This is a genomic window from Paracoccus salsus (assembly GCF_021556615.1).
GTDB lineage: Bacteria > Pseudomonadota > Alphaproteobacteria > Rhodobacterales > Rhodobacteraceae > Paracoccus > Paracoccus salsus.
Genome location: NZ_JAKGGD010000004.1, coordinates 273,076 through 294,915 on the forward strand (window position 1 = coordinate 273,076; position 21,840 = coordinate 294,915).

A 21,840-nucleotide genomic window follows, 5' to 3' on the forward strand; every position below is an offset into this window, starting at 1 on the left:
CCATGCGGGCGGGCGCCATCCTGTTGAGCCTGCTGTCGCTTGCTGCGGCCGTCTCGGCCTGCGGACCCGTTCCGGTCGCACAGGCCGAGGCAAGCTGCCTGCGCGACGCCGAGCTTGCCAGCCGCCCGCGCGGGGACGCGCGCATCGGGATCGGCACGGACGGTGACGGCAACCTGCGCTCGATCGGGCAGATCAATGTCGCCATCTCGTCGGACTACATGGCCGGGCGTGATCCTTCGGAGGTGTTCAACCGCTGCGTCGTCCGCCGCTCGGGTCAGTTCCCGACACGGGCGCTGTACGACCAGCCTGGCTGGCGGGGGTGAGCGCGATGGGTGGAAAGGCGGCGGCAGGACGCAAGGGGCGCAGGCTGATCGTCCACCTGGGGGTGCACAAGACCGCCAGCACCGCGATTCAGCGCCACCTGCAGCGCAATGCCGCCGGCCTGGCCGATCGGCTTGTCGTGCGCACGCCGCAGGAAGGCACCCCGATGCGGCCTCTGGGGCGCGCGGCGCTGGCCTATAGCCGCAGCCCCTGTGAAGACGGCGCCATCGCGCTGCGGGTCGCGCTTGAGGATGTGCTGGAAACGCTGCCGGCCAATGGTCTGCCAGCCATTCTCAGCCACGAGAACGTCGCCGGTTCCATGCCCGGCAAGGACGGAGAGACGCGGCTTTACCCGGTGCTGCCGGACATTGCGCGGCTGGTGCTGAAGGCCGCGAAGGGTTTCGAGGTTGAGTTCGTCTATTACACGCGCGACATGGACATCTGGCGAGCCAGTGTCTGGGCGCAGGCGGTCCGCAGCGAGGGTTATCCGCGCGACTACGCCGCCTTCCTGTCCGAGACCGGGGACCTTCCCGGCTGGGACGACCTCTACGGCCGCATGACGGCCGCTCTTGGCGCGGGGCGCGTGACGCGCTTTCGCCTCGAGGACGAGGCCGATCATGCCCGTCCGGGCCGGCAGCTGCTGCGCCATGCCGGGCTGAGCGGGGCCGAGATCGACAGGCTTCTTCCGCTCGACGGTCCTGCGAACGAGCGCCTAAGCCCGTCCTCGACCGAATTCCTGCGCCGGCTGAACGGCCTGGCGATTCATCCGCATGCGCGGCGCAAGGTGTCCGACATGGTCGCCCGCGCGCAGCATCTTTTCACGACGGACACGCCGTCCGAAGGCACTTCCTGAAAGGAGCCACCCATGGTCCAGCTCACCCTGCCCAAGAACAGCCAGATCCGGGTCGGCAAGACCTGGCCCAAGCCGGAAGGCGCGACCAATGTGAAGAAATTCCAGATCTATCGCTGGGACCCGGACACGGGCGAGAACCCGCGTCTCGACACGTATTTCGTGGACCTGGACAAATGCGGTCCGATGGTGCTGGACGCGCTGATCAAGATCAAGAGCGAGATCGACCCGACGCTCTCCTTCCGCCGCTCGTGCCGCGAGGGGATCTGCGGATCCTGCGCGATGGTCATCGGCGGCGGCAACCATCTGGCCTGCATCTATGGCATCGACGAGGTGCCGGGCGACATCGCGATCTATCCGCTGCCGCATATGCCCGTGGTCAAGGACCTGATCCCGGACCTGACGCATTTCTATGCACAGCATGCCAGCGTGAACCCCTATCTGGTCACCAAGTCGCCCACGCCCGGCAAGGAGTGGAAGCAGTCGATCGAGGACCGCAAGAAGCTGGACGGGCTGTATGAGTGCATCCTGTGCGCGTGCTGCTCGACGGCCTGCCCGTCCTACTGGTGGAACGGCGACCGCTATCTTGGCCCGGCCGCGCTGCTGCATGCCTATCGCTGGATCATCGACAGCCGCGACGAGGCCACCGGCGAGCGGCTGGACGAGTTGGAAGACCCGTTCAAGCTGTATCGCTGCCACACGATCATGAACTGCACCAATACCTGCCCGAAGGGGCTGAACCCCGCGAAGGCGATCGCCTCGATCAAGCACATGATGGTCGATCGGATGGTCTGAACGCGACCGGGCCTTGCGTCCCGCGACGGCCGGGGGCGCTGCCCCCGGACCCCCGGGATAGGTCAGGACCAAAGCAGGGGCGGGCCGTTGGCCTGCCCCTTTTCCGTCAGCCCTCGATCCGGGTGAAGTCGGCGATCTGGCGGCCGGCGTCGCGGATGCGGCTGAGCAGGTTCAGGCGGTTGCGGCGCAGGATCTGGTTGTCGCTGTTGACCTGCACCGCCTCGAAGAAGGCGTCGATGGGCCCGCGCAGACCGGCGATGGCGGACATGGCGGCAGGGAAATCCTCGGTCGCGATGGCCTGTCCGATGGCGGGTTCGGCGGTGTCGAGCGCGGCGAAGAGGGCGCGTTCCGCGTCGGTGTCCGCGAATTTCACGTCCGCGCCGAAGCTGTATTCGACGCCGTCCTTCTCCTCGGCCTGGGCCAGGATGTTGGAGGCGCGCTTGAGGCCCTGGGTGAGGTTCCTTCCATCCTCGGTGGCCAGCATGGCGTTCAGCGCGGTGGCGCGGGCCACCACTTGCAAGAGGTCGTCATTGCCCTCCTGCGCCAGCACCGCGTCGATGATGTCATGGCGGATGCCCTGATCGCGGAGATGGACCTTGAGGCGATCGTGGAGGAAGGAGAGGAGGTTCCAGCTTATATCGTCAAGGCGGATGATTTTGTCTTCACTGACCACGTAGCCTTCAACCGTATCTACATCTTCAACCCAAGCAATATGATGATCTGAAATGATCTGCTTACATTCGGACGGGTTCAAAATGATCCGGTCATGCGGATCATAGCGACCTTCGCTTACTTCCTCATAACTCGGTGACCGAATGAACTCTTTCCAGCTTTCGACAGTCAAAAGCTGCCCGTCATCGTCTCTTTCGTAGTAGTCGAGGTATAGTAATTCGCTCGCCGATGCGCGATCCGAGAACACATTCGTCAAGCCGCTTTTGAAGCGCGACTGTAAGTCCAGGCTAATTTTGCCCTCCAGCAGCAACCGAATAACACCCAACGCCGCTCGCCGCAGCGCAAAGGGATCTTTCGAGCCGGTCGGCTTCTCGTCGATCACCCAGAACCCGGTCAGCGTGTCGATCTTGTCGGCCAGCGCAACGGCGACGGAGACCGGCGCTGTCGGGACTGCATCGGACGGACCCAGCGGGGAATAGTGGTCGCGGGCGGTGTCGGCGACGGCCTCGGGCTCTCCGGCCTCCAGCGCGTAGTAGCGGCCCATGATGCCTTGCAGTTCGGGGAATTCGCCGACCATGGCCGAGCGGAGGTCCAGCTTGGCGATGCGGGCGGCGCGTTCGGCCTGATCGGGGTCCGCGCCGACGAGGGGAGCGATCTCGCGGGCCAGGGCGGCGATGCGGGCGATGCGGTCGGCCTGGCTGCCCAGCTTGTTGTGGAAGGTCACGGATTTCAGGCCCTCGGCCCAGGCCTTCATGCCCGCTTTCGCCTCGCGCAGGTCGTTTTCCCAGAAGAAGGCCGCGTCGGACAGGCGGGCGGCCAGGACGCGCTGGTTGCCCGCCAGGATCGTCGCGCCGTCATCGGCCGTGTCGATATTGGCGACGGTGACGAAGCCCTCGATCCGGCCGGTTTTCGGGTTCCTGGCCGAGAAGAATTTCTGGTGTTCCTTCATCGAGGTCTGCAGCACTTCGGGCGGCAGGTCCAGAAAACGTTCCTCGATCACGCCCATCAGGGGGACGGGCCATTCGACGAGGCCCGCGACCTCGGTCAGCAGCGCATCGTCGGGGACGATCTGCCAGCCGCGCGCGAAGGCCAGGTTCTCGGCCTGGCTGCGGATCTGGGCTTCGCGCTCGGCCGGGTCCAGCATCACGCGGGCGCGGCGCAGTTTCGAGGCGTAATCCTCGAAGCCGGTTACCGTGAAGGCGTCGGGGGCCATGAAGCGATGGCCGCGCGTCGTGTTGCCCGCCGTGATCCCGTCAACGGTCAGGGGCACGATCTCGGCGCCCGCCTCGTCGGTCAGGATGCACAGGATGGCATGCAGCGGGCGGACCCAGCGCAGGCTGCCCGTCGTTTTGCTTTGCGTGCCCCAGCGCATGGATTTCGGCCACGGGAAGTCGCGGATCACGCCGTCCAGCACCTCGGCCACGATGTCGGCGGCGGGGCGTCCGGGTTTCTCGATGGTGGCGAACCAGACCTGCCCCTTCCGGTCGTCGCGGGCCTCGAGCCGGTCGCGGGTCAGGCCGGTCGCGCGCAGGAACCCCTCCAGCGCCTTTTCGGGGGCATCGAGGCGCGGGCCCTTGCGTTCCTCGCGCGTGGTGGGGCTGTGGGCGGTCAGCCCTTCGACCGTCAGGGTCAGGCGGCGAGGGGTCGAGAAGGCGCCGGCGCTGGCATAGGTCAGCCCGGACTGAACCAGGCCCTCGGTCATCAGACGCTTCAGGTCCTCGCGCGCGCGCGCCTGCATGCGGGCGGGGATTTCCTCGGAAAAGAGTTCGATCAGCAAATCGGGCATCAGTCCATCACTCCGCGTTCCGGGGTCTTGTCGTTGAATTGGTGCCAGCCATAGACGCGACCGTCGGGATAGACGGCCAGCACGCGGTCCACATCCGGGCGGATCTCGGCCTGGCTGAGAAACGCGCGCGCCGCGCCGCGTTCCAGATCGGCGCCGATCCGGACGGCATCGAAGCAGTCGAACCAGTCCGGCCCGATCAGCGGGGTCGGGGCCTCGAAGGGCAGCGCATCGTCCGGCAACGGGTCTTCGAGACGGAAACAGGCGCGCCAGCGGATGGGCGAACTGTCCGCGTCGATCCCCTCGAACCCGATGCTGGTCAGCGGTTGCGGGCCGGTTTCGGTCTGGACCACGACGGTCGCCGCCGGATCGGCGGCGTCGATCCGGTCGTAGAAGCCGTACTCCTGTGCGTACCAGACCCCGAAACCGGCCGCGAGGGTCGCCAGCAGCAGCGAGGCGACGGCGATCTTGCCCTTGTTCACGCGGATTCTCCTGCGGCGTCCGTGGTCAGGAAAAGGTCCGCGCAACCCTTGGCCAGCGCCCGGACCCGACCGATATAGGCCTGGCGTTCGGTCACGCTGATGACGCCGCGCGCGTCCAGCAGGTTGAAGAGGTGGCTGGCCTTGATCGCCTGGTCATAGGCCGGGTGGGCCATGGGGATGGTGCGTCCGGCGCTGTCGGTGCGGTCGGCGCCCAGGATGCGGGCGCATTCGGCCTCGGCGTCCTTGAAATGCCGGAACAGGGTGTCGGTGTCGGCCTGATCGAAGTTCCAGCGCGAGTATTCCTGCTCGGTCTGGCGAAACACGTCGCCATAGCTGAGCGCGATGGGGCTGTCGGGATCGTTGAAGGGCATGTCCATGACATGTTCGACGCCAAGGACATACATCGCCAGCCGTTCGAGCCCATAGGTCAACTCGCCCGACACGGGGCGGCAGTCATGCCCGCCGACCTGCTGGAAATAGGTGAACTGGCTGACTTCCATGCCATCGCACCAGACCTCCCACCCAAGGCCCCAGGCGCCGAGGGTGGGGCTTTCCCAATCGTCCTCGACAAAGCGCACGTCGTGGACCATCGGATCGAGGCCGATGGCGCGCAGGCTGCCCAGATACAGGTCCTGAAGGTCCGGGGGGCTGGGCTTGATGATGACCTGATACTGGTAGTAGTGCTGAAGGCGGTTGGGATTCTCGCCGTAGCGGCCATCGGTCGGGCGACGCGAGGGCTGGACAAAGGCCGCAGCCCAGCTTTTGCGGCCAAGCGCGCGCAGCGTGGTGGCCGGGTGGAACGTGCCGGCACCCACCTCCATGTCATAGGGTTGCAGGATCACGCAGCCCTGTCGCGCCCAGTAGGTCTGCAGGCGCAGGATCACCTCCTGAAAGCTGCGGGGTCTGTTGGGGCTGGTCATCGGGCCATCCTTTTGCGTAGATCAGGCAGAGCTTTGGCGCCTTCTAGGCGCGGTGTGGGACAGGGTCAATGAAGGGCCGGGCGACGGTGCACCCGGGCAAGGCTGACAAGGAGTGAACGATGCGGCGTTTCGGGGTGATGGTTCTGGCAGCGGTCCTGCCGGTCGCGGGGTTCGCGCAGGATGCGGTGATCCGGATCGAGGCCAAGCGTGGCGAACAGGCGGCGGCAGAGGCCGCGTCGGCCTGGGGGCAGCGATTCGAGAACGTCGTCACCTTTCCGCTGGCCCGGGGATGGGTGGCCGTGGCCCTGGGCCCGCTGACGCCGGAGCAGGCCGCCGCGCGGCTTGCCGAGTTGAAGGCGGCCGGCCGGATCCCGGCTGACAGCTTTGTCGCGGTCCCGCCGGCATCGGTCACGCTGTCCCCGGCCGGATCCGCATCGGCAGGTGATGGTGCGACCGAGATGCCGCAGGACGCACTCGTCGAAGACGTGCCGGCCGAAGAGGTGCCCGAAGTGGTTCCAGTCGAAGAGGTCCCGGCCCAGCCCGACATGGCCGCACCCGGAAGCTATATCCGCCTGCAATCGGTGCAATCCGCGGACGAGGCCGACGCGGCGCTGGCGCTGTGGCGCGAAACCTTCCCCGAGGCCGGGCTTTGGGCCCTGCCGGGCGGCTGGTGGTCCGTGGCGCTGGGGCCGCTGACGCCTGCCGCCGCCCAGGCCTGGCTGGCCGCCTTCAAGGCCGGCGGCGATCTGCCGGGCGACGCGTTTGCCTCGGACGCCTCCGAGATGGGGCAGGTCGTCGATGCCGGCCGCACCCCCGACCTGCCGGCGCCCGAAGAGAGCGCCGAGATGCCGCCGCTGGATCAGGTCCAGCGCGCGTTGCGGTGGGCGGGCCATTATGACGGCGCGATGGACGGCCAGGCTGGCCCCAGGACCCGCGAGGCGATCGCGCGGGCGGTTGCGGATCTGCGCATCTCGCCCGACGCCGGCACCGCGATGCGCGCATTGATCGACCGGCGCCAGAACTGGCGCGGCGAGATGGGCCTGACCACTCTTCGCGACGAGGCGACCGGGCTTTCGGTCAATGCGCCGATGGAGAAGCTGGCATTCGATCGGGCCGAACGCGCGCTGTCGATTTATGGCCCCAAGGATGAGTCTGGCGCGGCGCTGATCCTGTTCAGCCAGCCGGGTGGACAGCAGGAGCTGCTGGACCTGTCGGGGCTGGTGACGGCGCTTGGCTGGGTGCCGCAGCCGGACCGGACCATCGAGCCCGGCCATATCCTGCTGGAAGGCGCCAACGAGCACCATCGCAGTCGGGCGGAAGGCTGGGTCCGCGACGGTCGGGCCGAGGGCTTCGTGCTGATCTGGCCGGCCGGGGACGCGCAGAACCAGTCCCGTCTTGCGGCCGAGTTGTCGGACAGCTTCCGACGTTTTGGCCCCGCCGCGAACGACACCGCTGCGGCCACGTCCGCCAATCCGGTGCAGCGCTGACCCTGCTCAGCCAGACCTGGCCGCAGGAAACCGGGATCTCAGAAGATCCGGTCGGGGGAATGCGCAGGGCGTCACGCGGGCGTCACGCGGATGCTGCCGGACATCAACACCGGGCTGCCCGGGTCTGTCAGGCCGCATGACACGTCCGGCGGGCGCCGGATCGCGCGCTTCCACGACGATCCCTGGCCGGATGTGTCTCGTGAAACGCTGACCTGGCCGGGCATTCAGCTGCGCCAGAAGCGCGGCAACAGCAGGACCAGGACCGACACCAGCTCCAGCCGCCCCATGAACATGCCGACGATCATCATCCATTTTGCGGCGGTCGGAAATTCGACGATCGAGCCGTTGGCTGTGATCTCTGGACCCCAGGCGGGGCCGACATTGGCGATCGCGGTCCATGCCGCCGTCAGCGCGGTCCTGGAATGCAGGCCGGTCAGCGACAGGCCCACGATCAGCAGGCCGAAGGTCAGCATGAACAGCGTGAAGAAGGCCATGACCGAATCGACCACATCCTTGTCGAGCGGGCGGCCCTCGTAGCGCAGCGGATAGACGCGGTGCGGCGAATGCATCCGCCGGATCTGCGCCTTGACGGCCTGGAACAGCACCAGATAACGGAACACCTTGATCGAACAACCGGTCGATCCGGTGCAGCCGCCGATCAGCCCGGCGACGATCAGCACCGCGAAGGGCAGATGCCCCCATGCCAGCATGTCGGTCGATGCGTAGCCGGTGCCCGAGAAGGTCGAGATGGTGTTGAACACCGTCTCGCGGATCACCTCGAGCGGATGGGCGTCCTGATGCATGTAGAGCAGCCGATAGATGACGATGATCCCGCAGGCATAGAGGATCCAGCGCAGATAGGCGCGGATCTGGGTGTCCTGCCAGATCGGGACGAAATTGCCGCGCATCGCCTGGACCATGCGGATGAACGGGATCGAGGCCAGAACCATGAAGACCGATGCCGCCCATTCCGGTCCCCCCAGATACGCCCCGAAGCTGGCGTCGTAATTCGAGAAACCGCCGGTCGAGCAGGTCGTCAACGCATGCACGACGGCGTCAAACCCGTTCATGCCCAGCATGATATAGGTCAGAATGCAGGCGCCGGTCATGAACAGGTAGATGCGGGTCATCTCGGCGGCGATCTCGCCTGCGCGCGGCAGCACCTTGCCAAGCGTGTCGAAACCCTCGGACCGGAAGAACTGCATGCCGCCGACCTTCATCACCGGCAGAAAGACCATCGCGACGACGACGATGCCCAGCCCGCCCGACCATTGCAGGATCGCCCGCCACAGATGCGTGCCCCTGGGCAGGCTGTCGAGGTCGGGAAAGGCGGTCGTGCCGGTCGTCGTCACGCCCGACATCGCCTCGAAAAACGCGTCGGTGATGCCGACGCGCGGTGCGCCCAAGATGAACGGCAGGGCACCGAAAATCGGCAGCACCGCCCAAAGACCGGATGTGATCAGGAAGGCCTGCTGGATATTGAGCGTGGCGGGTGCGCCGCGGGTTGCCACGACGATCATCAGGCCGATCACGACGGTGATGGCCCCGCATTCGAGAAACACCTGCCAGTGGGCGTCGCCGTGCCACCAATCGACCATCATCGGCAGCGCCATCGCTGCGCCCAACGCGACGATGATCTTTCCAATCGGGTGGGCAACCGGGCGCAGGTCCATCATCCAGCCTGCTTGCCGCGCGCCCGCAGGACCGTCAAGCGGGCCCGCGCATGCGCGGGGCGCATCACGTCGCGCTGTTGCCGCTTTGCGCGCGTGTGGGGTAAGCTGCGGCACGGGTCCGGACGGACAAAGGCGCTTGACATATATTTAATGTTGAATATGTAAGCGTCAAGCGGGCCGGCCGGGTGTCCGGCCCTTTGTCAGATCCAGCGTGGGGAAACGACCCCGAGGAGAAAGCAATGACCGACTATCCTGTCAACATGTCCGTCAAGCCCGAGGTCAGCGCGCATTTCGATCCCGCGACCAACACCATCAGCTATATCGTCAAGGACCCTGCCTCGGATGCCTGCGCGATCGTCGATTCGGTGATGGACATCGACTATGCCGCCGGCAGAATCACCTATGAACATGCCGATGCGCTGATCGACGAGGTCACGCGCCGCGGCCTGAAGCTGGAGTGGATCATCGAGACGCATGTTCATGCCGACCATCTGTCCGCCGCGCCCTATATCCAGGACCGTCTGGGCGGCAAGATCGGGATCGGAGAGAACATCCTGATCGTTCAGGACACATTCGGCAAGATTTTCAACGAGGGCACCGAATTCCAGCGCGACGGCAGCCAGTTCGACCGGCTTTTCAAGGATGGCGACGGCTATCAGGTTGGCCGGATGCAGTGCCTTGCAATCCACACGCCGGGCCATACCCCGGCCTGCATGACCCATGTCATGGGCGATGCGGCCTTCGTCGGCGATACGCTGTTCATGCCGGATGGCGGTTCGGCGCGTGCGGACTTCCCGGGCGGCGACGCCGGCGTGTTGTATGACAGCATCCAGAAGGTGCTGGCGCTGCCCGACGAAATGCGCCTGTTCATGTGCCACGATTACGGGCCGAACGGCCGTGACATCCAGTGGGAAACCACGGTGGGCGAGGAAAAGGCCCACAACATCCATGTCGGCCAGGGCAAGACCAGAGAAGAGTTCGTCCGGTTCCGGACCGAGCGTGATGCATCGCTGGACATGCCGAAACTGATCATCCCGTCGCTGCAGGTGAACATGCGCGCGGGCGAGGTGCCGACCGACAAGGATGGCCGCCCGATGCTGAAAGTGCCGGTGAACGGTCTCTGAACACGCCCTGACGGTGCTGGAATGACGCGCGCTGGTTGCGGGTCTGCGTGACCTCCGCCGCGTCACGCAGAAGGAATGGAACGCCCATGGATATTCGCAAGATCGACAACGGGGTCTTCGTGGCCCCGCAGATCACGGCCGCCGATATTCCCGCGCTGAAGGCGCAGGGTATCCGCGCGGTCATCTGCAACCGCCCGGATGGCGAAGGGGCCGACCAGCCCGGCTTCGACGAGATCGAGGCCGCCGCCCGCGCCGAAGGCATCGAGGCCCGCTATCTGCCGGTGACCTCGGGCAAGGTCAGCGATGACTCGGCCGCCGAATTTGCCGCCGTGCTGGACGAACTGCCCGGCCCGGTGCTTGCTTATTGCCGGTCGGGCACCCGGTCGGCCACGTTGTGGGCCCTGTCGCAGGCTGGGCGCAGCCAGCCATCCCGGATCCTCGCCGCAGCGCAGGACGCGGGCTATGACATGGGCGGCGTCGTCCGCCGCATCGTCAATGGCGGGCGCACGCCGACCGATACCGGCGACGCCAGCTTCGATATCGTGATCGTGGGCGGCGGCGCGGCCGGCATCTCGGTCGCAGCCAGCCTGCTGAGACGGGTCAAGGATCAGTCCATCGCCATCATCGAACCGGCGGACGTCCACTACTACCAGCCCGGCTGGACCATGGTCGGCGGCGGGATATTCGATTCCCAGCAGACCGCCAGGGTGATGGGCAGCCTTGTTCCCAGGGGAGTGCGCTGGATCAAGGCGGCGGTGGCGGCCTTCGAGCCGGCCGACGATGCCGTGCTGCTGGATGGCTGCCGGGTGGTGAAATACCGACGGCTGGTTGTCTGTCCCGGCATCAAGCTGGACTGGCAAAAGGTCGAGGGGCTGGTCGAGACGCTGGGGCGGAACGGCGTCACCTCGAACTATCGCTACGACCTGGCGAGCTATACCTGGGAAATGGTCCAGAAGACCCGCAGGGGAAGGGCGATCTTTACCCAGCCGCCAATGCCGATCAAATGCGCGGGCGCGCCGCAGAAGGCGATGTATCTGTCTTGCGATGCCTGGCACAGGGCAGGGGCGCTGAAGGATATCGAGGTGAATTTCTGCACGGCCGGCGGCGCGCTGTTCGGGGTCAGGGAATATGTCCCGGCGCTGATGGAGTATGTCCGCAAATACGACGCCGGACTGAATTTTTTCCATGATCTCGTCTCGATCGACGGGCCGGGCAAGCGGGCGACGTTCCAGGTGACGGCGCCCGACCGCGAGCCCTCTCGGGTCGAGATGGAGTTCGACATGATCCATGTCTGCCCGCCGCAATCCGCGCCTGATTTCATCCGCGTCTCGCCACTGGCCGATGGTTCGGGCTGGGTCGATGTCGATCAGGCCACGCTGCGCCACAAGAGCTGGGACAATATCTGGGCGCTTGGCGACGCGATGAACGCCCCGAACGCCAAGACCGCGGCGGCGGCGCGCAAGCAGGCCCCGGTGGTGGCCGAGAACATCGCCGCCGACATTGCGGGCAGGTCCGCGGTCGCGCAATATGACGGTTATGGCAGTTGCCCGCTGACGGTCGAACGCGGCAAGATCGTGCTGGCCGAGTTCGGCTATGGCGGAAAGCTGTTGCCCTCGTTTCCGAAACGGGTGGTGGACGGCACCCGCCCCTCGCGGATGGCGTGGCTTCTGAAGGAGCGCATCCTGCCGCCGGTCTATTGGCGGGCGATGCTGAAGGGTCATGAATGGATGGCGAAACCCGAAGGACTGACGGTGGAAGCCTGAAACGAAAGCCATGACAATGAGACGACTAGCCAGATACCTGCCGATTCTGTCATGGGGCCGGCAATACACCCGCGGCGCGTTGCAAAACGACATGATGGCGGCGGTGATCGTGACCATCATGCTGATCCCGCAATCGCTGGCCTATGCGATGCTGGCGGGGTTGCCGCCCGAGGCCGGCATCTACGCCTCGATCCTGCCGATCATCCTTTATGCGATCTTCGGCACGTCGCAGGCGCTGGCGGTCGGGCCGGTCGCGGTCGTGTCGCTGATGACGGCTGCGGCGGTCGGGCAGATCGCGCAAGCCGGCACGGCGGGCTATGTCGCCGCTGCGCTGACGCTGGCGCTGCTCTCGGGGCTGTTCCTGCTGATGCTCGGGCTGCTTCGCCTGGGCTTCATCGCGAATTTCCTGTCACACCCGGTGATCGCGGGCTTCATCACCGCCTCGGGCATCCTGATCGCCACCAGCCAGATCAAGCATGTTCTGGGCGTCAGTGCCGGTGGTGCCACCCTGCCCGAGATGCTGATCTCGCTGTTTCAGCATCTGGGGCAGGTGAACCTCATCACCGTGGTGCTGGGTGTCGGCGCCACCGGCTTCCTGTACTGGGTCCGCAAGGGGCTGAAGCCCGCGCTGAAGAAGCTTGGCCTGTCCGACGGGGTGGCCACGATCGCCACGCGCGCGGGACCCGTGGCCGCCGTGGTGGCGACGACGCTGGCGGTGTGGGGCTTCGGGCTGGACGCGCGCGGCGTCAACATCGTCGGCAGCGTGCCGCAAAGCCTGCCGCCGCTGACCATGCCGGACCTGTCACCCGAACTGCTGCGGCAATTGCTGGTTCCCGCGATCCTGATCTCGATCATCGGGTTCGTCGAATCGGTCAGCGTCGCGCAGACCCTTGCAGCCAAGCGCCGCCAGCGCATCGATCCGAACCAGGAACTGATCGGGCTTGGCATGGCCAATATCGGTGCGGGTTTCACCGGCGGGTATCCGGTCACCGGCGGCTTTGCGCGATCGGTGGTGAATTTCGATGCCGGCGCCGAAACGCCGGCCGCGGGCGCGTTCACGGCGATCGGGCTGGCCCTGGCCGCCGTGGCCCTGACCCCGCTGGTCTATTACCTGCCCACCGCCACGCTGGCCGCGACGATCATCGTGGCAGTGCTGTCGCTGGTCGATTTCAGCATCCTCCGCCACGCCTGGGCCTATAGCCGGGCGGATTTCGCGGCGGTCGCCGGGACAATCCTGCTGACGCTGATCTTCGGGGTGGAAACCGGAGTTTCCGCGGGTGTCGTGCTGTCGATCCTGCTGCATCTCTATCACACATCGCGGCCCCATATCGCCGAGGTCGGGCTGGTCCCTGGCACGCAGCATTTCCGGAACATCCGGCGCCACGACGTCCATACCGATCCCGAATTGCTGACCATGCGCGTCGATGAGAGCCTGTATTTCGCCAATGCCCGCTTTCTTGAGGACAAGATTCTGGACCGGGTGACCGGTGACGAGGCGATCCGCCATGTCGTGCTGATGTTCCCGGCCGTCAACGCGGTGGACCTGTCGGCCCTGGAAACACTGGAGGCCCTGAACGCGAGGCTGGATGACATGGGCGTCAAGCTGCATTTCTCCGAGGTGAAGGGGCCGGTCATGGACCGCTTGCGCCGCAGTCACCTTCTGGATCACCTGACCGGGCAGGTCTTTCTGTCCCAGTGGGACGCCGTCGAGGCCCTGACGCCCGCCGTCTGCCTCAATGGCAGCGGGCAGCCCGTCCGCGGCGCGGACCATTGACGACGGGCGTAGCGGGCAGCGCCACACGTCGCTGCCCTGGATGCCCGTGGCGCGGGCCGTTCCTGCCGGACGGCCTGGCGTGACGATGGCGCCCCTGTCCCTGCCGTCAGCGTAGCCACGCGGATCGCCGGGCCTTGACGGCGGGCGGCAGGGAGGTTGGCGGGCAGGCCGGCTCTAGCTGCGCGATCGCCGCCCGCCGCGCCGGCCGCCGCTGATGCCCGTCGCCATCGCGGCCTTGCCGGCCTCGGCGAAGCTTGCGCCCTGTGCGACCGCTTCGAGCACGCGCGAGAAGCGGATCCATTCGCCGCCATTCGGATCGTGGTTCATCAGCAGGTTGGCGGCACGGATCGACTCCATCTCGACCAGACGGACGGGATTCATGATCGCACTGGTCATGCCAGCACCGATGGCCATCGGCAGGAACGCCGCGTTGACGCCGTGGCGATGCGGCAGGCCGAAGCTGATATTGCTGGCCCCGCAGGTGGTGTTCACGCCCAGCTCGTCGCGCAGGCGACGCACCAGCGCAAAGACCTGACGGCCCGCGGTCGCCATCGCGCCAACCGGCATCACCAGCGGATCGACCACGATGTCGCATGCCGGGATGCCGAAATCGGCCGCACGCTCGACGATCTTTCTGGCCACATCAAAGCGAATGTCGGGGTCTTCGCTGATGCCGGTGTCGTCATTGCTGATCGCCACGACCGGGACATTGAATTTCTTGATCAGCGGCAGCACCAGTTCCAGCCGGTCCTCCTCGCCGGTCACGCTGTTGACCAGCGGCCGCCCGCTCACCGCCTCCAGCCCCGCCTGCAGGGCGCCGGGAACCGAGCTGTCGATGCACAGCGGCACATCGACCAGTTGCTGCACCAGGTCGATCATCCGGCGCATCAGCGGCGGTTCGGTGATGTTGGGATCGGGATTCGTGTTGTAGACGACGCCGGCATTCACATCCAGCACCATCGCCCCGCAGGCGACCTGCTCCAGCGCGTCCCGCTCGACGGTCGAGAAATCGCCCGCCTCAAGCTCGGCCGCCAGCTTCTTGCGGCCGGTGGGGTTGATGCGCTCGCCGATGACGCAGAACGGTTCGTCGAACCCTATGGTCACGGTTTTCGAGGCTGATTCAAGAACGGTGCGGGTCATGCTGGCACTTTCACTCTGCGTGGAGGGGTCATTCGGCGCGTTGGCGCCCCGGAGAGGCTGTCGAGGCTGTGATTGCCCCGGGCGGGAACCGATGCGCGGCTCGCGATCCCGGCGGCGAGGCGCGGCATCACCTCTGACGAGGCGTCCAAGAGACGGTTCCCCAGCCGGGCCGTGTCGCGCGGCGGGGAACGAAACTGCATCAGGGCCATGCGATCCAGCCTTTCATCGCGGCTCGCGACCGCCATTGGCGATCAGGCTTCGCAACCGGTCGGTGTCGTATTCCGCCTCTATCCGGGCGGCGAGCGTGGTGGCATCGTCAGCCTCGGCCGGTGCGCGCCGCCATTCGGCCAGATAGTCATCGGTGCCGGAAAGACCGGCCTGCATCGCCGCGCGATCGATGGCCTGTTCGAAACGCTCCGACAGCGCCACGCGCTGCGCCGTCCGGCCCGTGCCATGCAGCACCTGGGCCGGGATGTCTCGCCAAAGGACCAGCGTCAATGCCGCCATCGCGTCTTGCCTTTCCGTTTGAGGACGTGTCTGCCACGGATCGCCATGGGGCGCCGCACGGTTGCGACCATGCCAGAGCCCGTTTGCGACCTTTGGCGCCACGGCTTCGTCGCGGTCATGGCCGGCGATGACAGGGCGGCGGGCCGTGTGCCCCTTGATCGGAGACGGTCGGCACGCTACCTTTCGTTCAACTTGTCATCGGAGGGCGTGTGTCATGACGCCCAGGCGTCCCGCGGGTGCGGACGCGTTCCCGAAATTGCCGGTCGAGCCGTCGGTCACCCGCCAAGCCGAGGAGGGGGCTTTATACGCTGCCCTCGACCTTGGCACGAATTCGTGCCGGATGCTGATTGCGCGACCGCGCGACAGTCAGTTTCAGGTAATCGACAGTTTCTCCAAGCCCGTTCAGCTTGGTCAGGGACTGGAAGCTTCGGGACGTCTGTCCCGCAGTTCGATGGCGCGCACCGTTCACGCATTGCAGGTCTGTCGGCGCAAGCTGGAACAGCACCACGTCATCAACATGCGGCTGGTCGCGACCGAGGCCTGCCGCCGGGCGCGCAACAGCCGCGATTTCCTGCGCACGATCCGCCGCGAGACCGGGTTGCCGGTCGAGATCATCAATGCCGAGGAAGAGGCGCGGCTGGCGGTGATCTCGTGTGCGCCGCTGGTCAGCCGCATGACCGAGACGCTGATGGTCGTCGATATCGGCGGCGGCTCGACCGAACTGGTCTGGATCGATCTCGAGGATGTCGAACCCAAGGATCGTTCGCGGGCCATCATGCGGCTGTCCGAGGGTTTCTCGAATCCGCGCCCGGGTGGCGCGCGTGTGGTCGACTGGATCAGCGTTCCGCTGGGGGTTGCGACGCTGCGCGACCAGTTCGCGGATGTCGAGGACGATCAGGGCCGATTTGCCCTGATGAGCTGGTATTTCGAGGAAATGCTTGCCGACTTTGCCCCCTACGCGGACGGGTCGCCCGACGAGGGCTTCCAGATCATCGGCACTTCCGGGACGGTCACCACGGTGGCGGCCAGCCATCTGGGCCTGCGCCGCTATGACCGGACAAAGGTCGACGGGCTGTCGATGACCAGCGAGCAGATCGACCGGGTGATCCATTCCTATCTGGCTCTCGGCCCCGAGGGTCGGCGCGCCGATCCGCGTATCGGCCGCGAACGTCACGCGCTGATCATGTCGGGCGCGGCGATCCTGCAGACGCTGATGCGGGTCTGGCCGACCGACCGTCTGTCGGTCGCCGATCGCGGACTGCGCGAGGGGTTGCTTTATTCCCAGATGGTGCGCGATGGAGTGCTGACGCCGGACGGCATGAACGGAGTGGCATGACATGAGCAACGGACCGGGCAGCCGCGCGGGCAAGTCCAGCGGCCGTGGACAGCGCGACCTGAGGGTGCGGGTCAAGACCGCCAAGGGGCGCAAGCTGTCCAGCAAGCTTTGGCTGGAACGACAGTTGAACGATCCCTATGTGGTGCGCGCCCGTCGCGAGGGGTTTCGCGGCCGGGCGGCGTTCAAGATCCTCGAGCTTGACGACAAGTACCGCTTTCTGGTGCCAGGCGCCCGGGTCGTCGATCTGGGCTGCGCGCCGGGCGGGTGGTGTCAGGTCGCGGTGGCGCGTGTCAATGCGCTGGGGGAAACATCCGGCAAGCCGATCGGTCGGGTCGTCGGTGTGGACCTGCAGGAGGTGGACCCGATCGCGGGCGCCGAGATCCACCAGCTGGATTTTCTGGAAGACGGCGCCGATGACAAGGTCAAGGCCTGGCTTGGGGGGCCTGCCGATGTCGTGATGTCGGACATGGCCGCATCGTCTTCGGGTCACAAGGGCACCGATCATCTGCGCATCGTGGCCCTGGTCGAGGCGGCCGCGGCGCTGGCGCTTGACGTTCTGGAGGTCGGCGGGACGTTCATCGCCAAGGTGCTGGCGGGCGGGGCGGAAACCGAGATGCAGACGATACTGAAGCGCAATTTCGAGAAGGTCGCGAACGTCAAGCCGCCGGCGAGCCGCAGCGATTCGTCCGAGAAATTCGTGATAGCGACAGGGTTTCGCGGCCGGCCTGGCCCCGACGATGCGCCTCAGCGGGACTGAGCGCGAAACGCCTCCGGGGTGCGGCCGGTGGCGGCGACGAAGGCGCGGGTGAAATGGCCGTGGCTTGAATATCCAAGCTCTTGCGCGATCCTGGACGTCGTCTGCTTGCCGTGGCGCAGCAGATCGACAGCGCGTTCAAGCCGCAGCTCATGCAGCAGTTCGACCGCGCGCCGGCCGCGGGCAGCGATACAGGCGCGATCCAGCGCCGCAGAGGTGGTGCCCAGCTCTCCGGCCAGATCGGCGACCGAACCGCAATCGCCAAGCCGCATCTGCGCCAATGCCAGGAAACGCTCGACCAGCGGGCGGTCGGGCGCGGATCGGGCCATGCCGTGCATTTGGTCGGGGGCTGAACTCGGCAGCTGTCCCAGCCGCAAGGCCAGAAGATTCATCAGACATTGTGTCGTCGCGGGGTCGGGCCCCATCGCCTCGGCCGACAGTTCGCTCAGCGTTGCCAGCAGTTGCGGACCATGCGTTCCGACATGTGCGGACAGCCCGTATTCTGGCAAGGAGGGGCTTGCGATGTCGGCAAGACGGGCTGAGATCAGTGCGACATGACCCTGCGCATCCTGCATCGGCGTGGCGGCGAAGGTGACGCCGGCGGGTATATGTCGGATATCGCCGGCCGCCATCAGTTGGCAGTCAGCGGGCAGGTCCAGTCTCAGCCGCCCCCGGGTCAGCCAGATGATGACGTGGTCGGATCTTGCGCGCGGCCGGGGTGGCAGGGTCTGCCCTCCCCGGATGAAGGCCGGCAGTGGAAGAAGACGCAGCCCTTCGTGACGTGGCGCCAAGGCTGGCGGCCTCGCCTCACCGTGCGATCCGGGCCGGGCCGGCTGACTGCCATCGGGCCCGACGGACGATGCCCCGTCCCGCGGGGACGCATGCGGGCGGGGATCGGGAATGTCCGCCCCGTTGATCCCGGCCCAGCTCAACGGATGCGGGAGCGGTCGTGCCGCGCCAGCGGGGCCGCGCAGCGCGCTGGGGCTGAACGGGAAGCCCATGTCGAAATGCCTGTTCTTGAACGCCGAACTCATCGAGAAACCGCCTGCGGATACGGATGAGCAAAAGCCTCATCCCTGCTCAACCCACAGTAGCGCATATCAATCTTAAGGCGAGCCTAATTTTCGTCGGCACGCCAAGGTTGCCACTCTTGCATGCGTCCACGGAACCAGATGCGTTGGGATTTGGCATATTGGCGCGTCGATATGATCGCGCGATCGATCGCCGCACGCAGGTCGAGCGTGCCGTCCAGACAGGCCATCAGTTCGGGCGCGCCGATCGCGCGTGCCCATTGCCGGGCCGGGTCCCAGCGCGGATGCATCGCGCGCGCTTCTTCAAGCGCGCCCTCGGCCATCATCGTCCGGAAACGCCGCTCGATCCGGTCCGCCAGCCAGTCCCTGTCGGCGGTGACCAGAAGGCGCTGGCTGTGCGCCTGGCCGATCAGCGGGGGCGGCGTGTCCGCCTGCCAGTCCGACAGGCCGCGCCCGGTGGCACGATACACCTCCCACGCGCGCTGGACGCGGGCCGGGTTCTGGATGTCGATCCGGTCGCGGGTGCGCGGATCGAGATCCGCGACCATGCGCGCAAGTCCGCCGCTGTCGGCAAGCCGGGCATCGCCCTCGGCCCGTATTTCGGTCGGCGTGGGCGGCACATAGGCCAGACCCCGGGTCAGCGCGGTCAGATAAAGCCCGGTCCCGCCCACCACGATCAGCCGCTGGTCCTGCAATGTGCCGATGTCGCGCAACCAGTCGCCGACCGAATAGCCGCGGTCGGGATCGACATGACCATAAAGCGCATGCGGCGCCTGCGCCTCGTCTGCGGCGGTCGGACGGGCCGTCAGCACCCGCCAGCAGGACCAGACCTGCAACGCGTCCGCGTTCACGATCAGCCCGCCCTGCGCCCGCGCGACCGCCAGCGCCAGAGCCGACTTGCCACTGGCCGTCGGACCCGCGATCAGCAGGTGGCGCGAGGCATCGATCTGTGACAGGTCATGGGCGCGCATAGGCAGTTCCGGCAGGTTGAATCTGTCCGCCTTTTGCGACATTTTGCGCCGCGATGAAAGCCGCGCGCCGCCCCAGGGAAGGACAGGACATGACCGAACAGACGGGCGCCGCGCCCACCCAGTATGGCCGGGTAATGCTGAAGATCTCGGGTGAGGCGCTGATGGGCGACCAGGGCTACGGGCTGCACCCGCCCACCGTCTCCCGCATCGCCGACGAGGTCGAATCAGTGGCCGAGATGGGTGTCGAGGTCTGCATGGTGATCGGCGGCGGGAACATCTTTCGCGGCCTTCAGGGCAGCGCCCAGGGGATGGAGCGGACCACTGCCGATTACATGGGCATGCTGGCCACCGTGATGAACGCGCTGGCCATGCAGTCCGCGCTGGAAACCAAGGGCCTGCATTGCCGGGTCATCAGCGCGATCCGAATGGACGAGGTATGCGAGCCCTATATCCGCCGCCGCGCGATCCGCCATCTTGAAAAGAAACGGATCGTGATCTTCGCGGCCGGCACCGGCAATCCATATTTCACGACCGACACCGCCGCCACGCTGCGCGCCAACGAGATGAATTGCGAGGCGATCTTCAAGGGCACCAAGGTCGATGGCGTCTATGACAAGGACCCCAAGCTTCACGCAGATGCCAAGCGCTACCAGAATGTCAGCTATGACGAGGTTTTGCAGAAGCATCTTGGGGTGATGGACGCCTCGGCGATCGCGCTGGCGCGCGACAACCGTCTGCCGATCATCGTCTTCTCGCTGGACGAGCCGGGCGGATTCCGCACCATCCTTGAAGGCAACGGCACCTATACCCGCGTTCACTGCTGAGGCCGCCATGACGCTGCGCGGACGAATAGACCTGCTGGTTCACGGACGGACCATGCAGACTGTCATTACCGGGGTCATTCTCTTCAACGCCGTCATTCTGGGGCTTGAAACCTCGGCGACGGTGATGGCGCGGGTCGGGCCGCTGATCCTGTTCCTCGACGGGCTGTGCCTTGCGGTGTTCGTCATCGAGATCGCAGCCAAGCTGTTCGCGCGCGGACCACGGTTCTTTCGTGACGGCTGGAACATCTTCGACTTCCTGGTCATCGGGATCGCGCTGCTGCCCGCGACGCAGGGGCTTTCGGTACTGCGCGCGCTGCGGATCCTGCGGCTGCTGCGGATCGTGTCGGTCACGCCCAGGCTGCGCCGCGTGGTCGAGGGGTTTCTGGCCGCGCTGCCGGGCATGGCCAGCGTGTTCCTGCTGATGGGCATCATCTTCTACATCGGAGCCGTGATCGCGACCAAGCTGTTCGGTCGATCCTTTCCGCAATGGTTCGGCACCTTGGGGGAATCGGCCTATTCGCTGTTCCAGGTCATGACGCTGGAAAGCTGGTCGATGGGCATCGTCCGGCCGGTGATGGAGGTCTACCCGAATGCCTGGCTGTTCTTTGTGCCCTTCATCCTCATGACCACATTCGCGGTGATGAACCTGGTTGTCGGTCTGATCGTGAATTCCATGCAGGAGGCCCACCAGACCGAGGAAAACGAGGTGACGGTCGCCTATCGCGACGAGGTTCTGGCGCGGCTGGACGGGATCGAGCGCATGCTCGCCGAAACGCGCGCCACCCTCGACGAGGACGCCGGCAGGCAGGACGGGAAGAACGGCTGAGGGAGGTCGGCGCCCGGTCGGGACCCCGGCCGCGCCGGGGCCTGTCTTCAGGGCCGGGCGCGGACCAGCCTGTGCCAGTGATCGGCGCGCGTCCCGTTCGGGACATAGCCAGCCTTTTCCAGCACGCGCAGCGATCCCCGGTTGTCGGGATGGACATAGGCCACAAGGCGCTTCAGGCTGGGATGGCGGGCAAAGCCCCGCAGGGTGGCCAGGCGCACCATGTTGGTGCCAAGGCCGCGCCGCCAGTGCTGCCGTCCCATCCAGAAGCTGATCTCGGCTTCGTTCGGCCCGGTGTCGGGCCCGTCGAACAGGATCCGGGTCTGGCCGATGACCTCGCCGCCAAACTCGGCCGCACGCACCTTGTGGTGCCGCTCGACGCCTGACAGCTGCAACAGTTGCCGCGCCATGTCTTCGGTCAGCGGCGCGGGATAGGGTTCATACATGAACCGCCACACCTCCGGATCGTCCAGAAGGGCGCGAAACACGGACAGGTCGTCGAGCCGCCAGGGTCTGAGGCGGATGCCGCCAAGCTGGGTCAGGTCGCCGCCCGGCTGACGGAAGGACGGTGCCCGCGGCGGATCGTCGTCCGCGTCACGCGCGTCGCAATAGACCCAGCCAAGCTGGGCAGGGTCATAAGCCAGGGGCGTGCCATTCGCTCGCGCGATCCTGATCTCGGCCGGCGTCAGCGGGCCGGCCCACCGGCGGGTGATTTCATGGCTCATCGTGCGCGACTGCGCATGTCTGCAAACGTCATGTCTTGCATTGTAAGAACCTGCGATCGGTTTGCTGTTCAAGGGTGACAAAGGC

The 21,840-nt window shown here is 66.3% G+C and carries 20 protein-coding genes; 11 read left to right on the forward strand and 9 right to left on the reverse strand.

Features of this window, described 5'->3' with window-relative positions; translation table 11 throughout:
- The first annotated feature begins 2 nt into the window (after nt 1-2).
- From L1965_RS10530 to L1965_RS10540, 3 genes are read left to right on the forward strand one after another with little or no spacing between them, the layout of a single operon-like run.
- Nucleotides 3-323 carry a hypothetical protein gene (locus tag L1965_RS10530; protein WP_235756387.1) on the forward strand — a complete coding sequence of 107 codons (321 nt, stop codon included), beginning with the start codon at nt 3-5 and terminating at the stop codon, nt 321-323.
- A 5-nt stretch (nt 324-328) separates the two neighbouring features.
- Nucleotides 329-1,174, forward strand: a complete 846-nt coding sequence (locus L1965_RS10535; protein WP_235756388.1) for a hypothetical protein — start codon at nt 329-331, stop codon at nt 1,172-1,174.
- A 12-nt stretch (nt 1,175-1,186) separates the two neighbouring features.
- On the forward strand, nt 1,187-1,966 hold the full coding sequence (locus L1965_RS10540; protein ID WP_235756389.1) for a succinate dehydrogenase iron-sulfur subunit: 780 nt from the start codon (nt 1,187-1,189) through the stop codon (nt 1,964-1,966).
- 106 nt (nt 1,967-2,072) lie between these two features.
- Here the strand turns inward: L1965_RS10540 and glyS are convergent, their stop codons facing one another.
- Genes glyS through L1965_RS10555 form a run of 3 tightly spaced genes read right to left on the reverse strand, consistent with a single transcriptional unit; the run spans nt 2,073 to nt 5,823 of the window.
- Nucleotides 2,073-4,424 carry a glycine--tRNA ligase subunit beta gene (glyS, locus tag L1965_RS10545; protein ID WP_235756390.1) on the reverse strand — a complete coding sequence of 784 codons (2,352 nt, stop codon included), beginning with the start codon at nt 4,422-4,424 and terminating at the stop codon, nt 2,073-2,075.
- On the reverse strand, nt 4,424-4,903 hold the full coding sequence (locus L1965_RS10550) for a DUF6446 family protein (RefSeq protein ID WP_235756391.1): 480 nt from the start codon (nt 4,901-4,903) through the stop codon (nt 4,424-4,426). The genes glyS and L1965_RS10550 overlap by 1 nt, the downstream gene beginning before the upstream one ends.
- Nucleotides 4,900-5,823: a glycine--tRNA ligase subunit alpha gene (locus L1965_RS10555; protein WP_235756392.1), complete on the reverse strand. Its 924-nt coding sequence runs from the start codon at nt 5,821-5,823 to the stop codon at nt 4,900-4,902. Before L1965_RS10555 ends, L1965_RS10550 begins: the two co-directional genes overlap by 4 nt.
- 119 nt (nt 5,824-5,942) lie before the next feature.
- On the opposite strand from L1965_RS10555, the gene L1965_RS10560 reads away from it, so the two are divergent.
- The gene (locus tag L1965_RS10560; RefSeq protein WP_235756393.1) at nt 5,943-7,310 is read left to right on the forward strand and encodes a peptidoglycan-binding domain-containing protein; all 1,368 of its coding nucleotides are present in this window, start codon (nt 5,943-5,945) and stop codon (nt 7,308-7,310) included.
- Between the two features lie 224 nt (nt 7,311-7,534).
- Here L1965_RS10560 and L1965_RS10565 read toward each other — a convergent pair whose 3' ends face one another.
- The gene (locus tag L1965_RS10565) at nt 7,535-8,986 is read right to left on the reverse strand and encodes a TrkH family potassium uptake protein (protein ID WP_235756394.1); all 1,452 of its coding nucleotides are present in this window, start codon (nt 8,984-8,986) and stop codon (nt 7,535-7,537) included.
- Nucleotides 8,987-9,222: 236 nt separating this feature from the next.
- Between L1965_RS10565 and L1965_RS10570 the strand changes: the two genes are divergently transcribed.
- The 3 genes from L1965_RS10570 to L1965_RS10580 all read left to right on the forward strand — a co-directional run bounded on the left by L1965_RS10570 (nt 9,223) and on the right by L1965_RS10580 (nt 13,644).
- Nucleotides 9,223-10,107, forward strand: coding sequence for an MBL fold metallo-hydrolase (locus tag L1965_RS10570; protein ID WP_235756395.1), 885 nt, complete (start codon nt 9,223-9,225; stop codon nt 10,105-10,107).
- Nucleotides 10,108-10,193: 86 nt separating this feature from the next.
- Nucleotides 10,194-11,870, forward strand: coding sequence for a bifunctional protein tyrosine phosphatase family protein/NAD(P)/FAD-dependent oxidoreductase (locus L1965_RS10575; protein ID WP_235756396.1), 1,677 nt, complete (start codon nt 10,194-10,196; stop codon nt 11,868-11,870).
- A 16-nt stretch (nt 11,871-11,886) separates the two neighbouring features.
- A complete protein-coding gene (locus L1965_RS10580; RefSeq protein WP_235756397.1) occupies nt 11,887-13,644 on the forward strand; it encodes a SulP family inorganic anion transporter in 1,758 nt (585 codons plus the stop codon).
- Nucleotides 13,645-13,818: 174 nt separating this feature from the next.
- Here L1965_RS10580 and L1965_RS10585 read toward each other — a convergent pair whose 3' ends face one another.
- A complete protein-coding gene (locus tag L1965_RS10585; protein WP_235756398.1) occupies nt 13,819-14,784 on the reverse strand; it encodes a methyltetrahydrofolate cobalamin methyltransferase in 966 nt (321 codons plus the stop codon).
- Nucleotides 14,785-15,006: 222 nt separating this feature from the next.
- Complete coding sequence (locus L1965_RS10590; RefSeq protein ID WP_235756399.1) at nt 15,007-15,291, reverse strand: virulence factor; 285 nt, start codon at nt 15,289-15,291, stop codon at nt 15,007-15,009.
- A gap of 214 nt (nt 15,292-15,505) precedes the next feature.
- Between L1965_RS10590 and L1965_RS10595 the strand changes: the two genes are divergently transcribed.
- Entirely contained in the window at nt 15,506-16,627 is a 1,122-nt protein-coding gene (locus L1965_RS10595) for a Ppx/GppA phosphatase family protein (protein WP_235756400.1), read from the forward strand.
- Nucleotide 16,628: 1 nt separating this feature from the next.
- Entirely contained in the window at nt 16,629-17,384 is a 756-nt protein-coding gene (locus L1965_RS10600) for an RlmE family RNA methyltransferase (protein WP_235756401.1), read from the forward strand.
- Here the strand turns inward: L1965_RS10600 and L1965_RS10605 are convergent.
- Nucleotides 17,372-18,172: a helix-turn-helix transcriptional regulator gene (locus L1965_RS10605; RefSeq protein ID WP_235756402.1), complete on the reverse strand. Its 801-nt coding sequence runs from the start codon at nt 18,170-18,172 to the stop codon at nt 17,372-17,374. The two genes, L1965_RS10600 and L1965_RS10605, sit on opposite strands and share 13 nt — an antisense overlap.
- Before the next feature lie 326 nt (nt 18,173-18,498).
- A complete protein-coding gene (miaA, locus tag L1965_RS10610; protein ID WP_235756403.1) occupies nt 18,499-19,383 on the reverse strand; it encodes a tRNA (adenosine(37)-N6)-dimethylallyltransferase MiaA in 885 nt (294 codons plus the stop codon).
- An 89-nt stretch (nt 19,384-19,472) separates the two neighbouring features.
- On the opposite strand from miaA, the gene pyrH reads away from it, so the two are divergent.
- Nucleotides 19,473-20,207 (forward strand): UMP kinase, encoded by a 735-nt coding sequence (gene pyrH, locus L1965_RS10615; protein ID WP_235756404.1) that lies wholly within the window; start codon nt 19,473-19,475, stop codon nt 20,205-20,207.
- 7 nt (nt 20,208-20,214) lie between these two features.
- Nucleotides 20,215-21,033, forward strand: a complete 819-nt coding sequence (locus L1965_RS10620; protein ID WP_235756405.1) for an ion transporter — start codon at nt 20,215-20,217, stop codon at nt 21,031-21,033.
- Nucleotides 21,034-21,080: 47 nt separating this feature from the next.
- On the opposite strand, the gene L1965_RS10625 is transcribed toward L1965_RS10620, so the two are convergent.
- Complete coding sequence (locus tag L1965_RS10625) at nt 21,081-21,755, reverse strand: GNAT family N-acetyltransferase (protein ID WP_235756406.1); 675 nt, start codon at nt 21,753-21,755, stop codon at nt 21,081-21,083.
- Between the last annotated feature and the right edge of the window lie 85 nt (nt 21,756-21,840).